Below are 1,922 nucleotides of genomic sequence, written 5' to 3'. Positions count from 1 at the left end.
CGGGTGCGCGAGATCGCGCGCCTGTCCCAGGAACTCCTGGAGTCGGTCGCGTCCGCCGCCGCCGACTCCGCCGAAGACGACGAGAAGGCCACGTCGGCCCCGCCGGAGAACGCCTCGCCGCAGGAGCCTGCGGCCAAGGAAGCACCGGCCCGGCCAGGACCCGCCTCGCTCCGTCTGCACACCGACCTCGCCGCGATGGTGGCCGAGGTCTCCGCGCTCACGGGATGAGGAACCCATGACGAAGATCGAGCAGCTCACCGAGGAGCTGAAGCACCACCTGGTCGCCGCGCAGGCGATCGCCGCGAAGGCCGACGACGAGTCGCGCGACTTCACCGACGACGAGCGCGGCCTGATCACCGAGCACATGGAGAAGGCGAAGGCCGCCCGCCAGGGCCTGGAGCAGGCCAAGGGCGACAGCGCGGTGCGCGACGCCATCGCCGACCTGGGCGAGGGCATCGGCGTCGCCGAGAAGTCGGAGCGGCGCACGCCCAGCGGCCTGATCGTGCCCGACGAGAAGACCTCGATCGGCGAGACGTTCGTCAAGTCGGCCGAGTACGCGGCCCTGCTGGCGTCCGCGCCGAACGGGCAGTTCGGGCAGAAGCAGCGCGTGCAGTCGATGCCCGCCGGCTACAAGTCCCTGGTCACCGGCCTGTCGGACACCTCCGGTGGGGCGTTCGTCCAGAACGACTACCGCGGCCTGCAGGTGATGACGGAGGCGTTCCAGCGCCCGCTGCGGCTGCGGGACGTGGTCACCAACGGCACGACCACCAGCGACACGGTCGAGTACGTGCGGATGACCAGCATCACCAACAACGCGGCCCCGGTCGCCGAGGCCACCAGCTCCGCGGCGCCGACCGCCCCCGGTGGCGCGGGCGCCCTGGTCAACGCTGCGGGCGGCGGATACAAGCCCGAATCGGCGCTCGCCGCCGCCAAGGTGACCACGCCGGTGCGCACCATCGCGCACTGGATCCCGGTCACCAAGCGCGCCCTGTCGGACGCCGCGCAGATCCGCACCCTGATCGACGCGTTCCTTCGGTACGGCCTCGAGGAGGAACTCGAGGACCAGATGATCTCCGGTGACGGCACCGGGGAGAACTTCGACGGGCTCGGCAACGTGTCCGGCGTGCAGGCCCAGGCGTGGGACACCAACGCCCTGACCACCACGCGGAAGGCGAAGACGAAGGTCCGACTGGTGGGCCGCTCGATTGCCAACGCCTACCTCTTCAACCCGGCCGACCTGGAGGCGATCGACCTGCTTCAGGACAACGAGGCCAGGTACTACTTCGGCGGTCCGGCGGGGACCGGAAGCGCGGGCACCCTGTGGGGTGTGCCGGTCATCGAGACCGAGGCCGTCCCTGCGGGCACCGGCTACGTCGGTGACTTCCGCAAGGCGATCCTGTGGGACCGCGAGCAGGCGTCCATCTCCGTCACCGACTCGCACGCGGACTTCTTCGTGCGCAACCTGGTCGCGATCCTCGCCGAGATGCGCGCCGCGTTCGGGATCATCCAGCCGAACGCGTTCGTCGAGATCGACCTGACGGCCTGAGGGGGCTGACATGGGATACCTGAACCCGGGCGCGGGCGCCGCCCGCGAGGGCAAGCAGACGGCAGCGGTCGCCGATGCCGGTGCGGCCACCTCGGTCGTCGCTGCCGGCGCTACCCCGACCAAGGCCGAGTACGACGCTCTGCGTACCGACTATCTGGCGCTGCGCACCAAGGTCAACGCGTTGCTCGCCGCTTTGCGGACGTCGGGCCAGCTCGCGCCGTGATGCTCGCGCGCACGGCTCGGGGCGGCGGGTGCCCGTTGTGCGGTGCCACCGGTGCCGTGTGCGGGCACCCGTCGGCCTCGACCCCGGTGGACCTATTCGAGGAGGTGGCCGTCGTGGGCGGCTCGCTCAGTCTGTACGAGGTCACCATGCCCT

At 70.9% G+C, this 1,922-nt stretch carries 2 protein-coding genes and 1 pseudogene; all 3 read left to right on the top strand.

The window, feature by feature from the left end:
- Positions 1-228 (top strand): annotated as a pseudogene (locus ACWCPW_RS51920) (hypothetical protein); the annotation flags it as partial.
- 7 nt (positions 229-235) lie between these two features.
- Positions 236-1,546, top strand: a complete 1,311-nt coding sequence (locus ACWCPW_RS51915; protein WP_449768674.1) for a phage major capsid protein — start codon at positions 236-238, stop codon at positions 1,544-1,546.
- Positions 1,547-1,556: 10 nt separating this feature from the next.
- Positions 1,557-1,769: a hypothetical protein gene (locus ACWCPW_RS51910; protein ID WP_449768673.1), complete on the top strand. Its 213-nt coding sequence runs from the start codon at positions 1,557-1,559 to the stop codon at positions 1,767-1,769.
- Positions 1,770-1,922: the final 153 nt, after the last annotated feature.

Source organism: Embleya sp. NPDC001921 (assembly GCF_053594475.1).
The sequence above is the reverse complement of the archived record's forward strand: the minus strand, read 5'-3'. Positions and strand labels throughout refer to the sequence as shown.

Coding starts and splice junctions, on each gene's coding strand:
- ACWCPW_RS51915 (WP_449768674.1), top strand. CDS start 236: ATGACGAAGATCGAGCAGCTCACCGAGGAGCTGAAGCACCACCTGGTC.
- ACWCPW_RS51910 (WP_449768673.1), top strand. CDS start 1,557: ATGGGATACCTGAACCCGGGCGCGGGCGCCGCCCGCGAGGGCAAGCAG.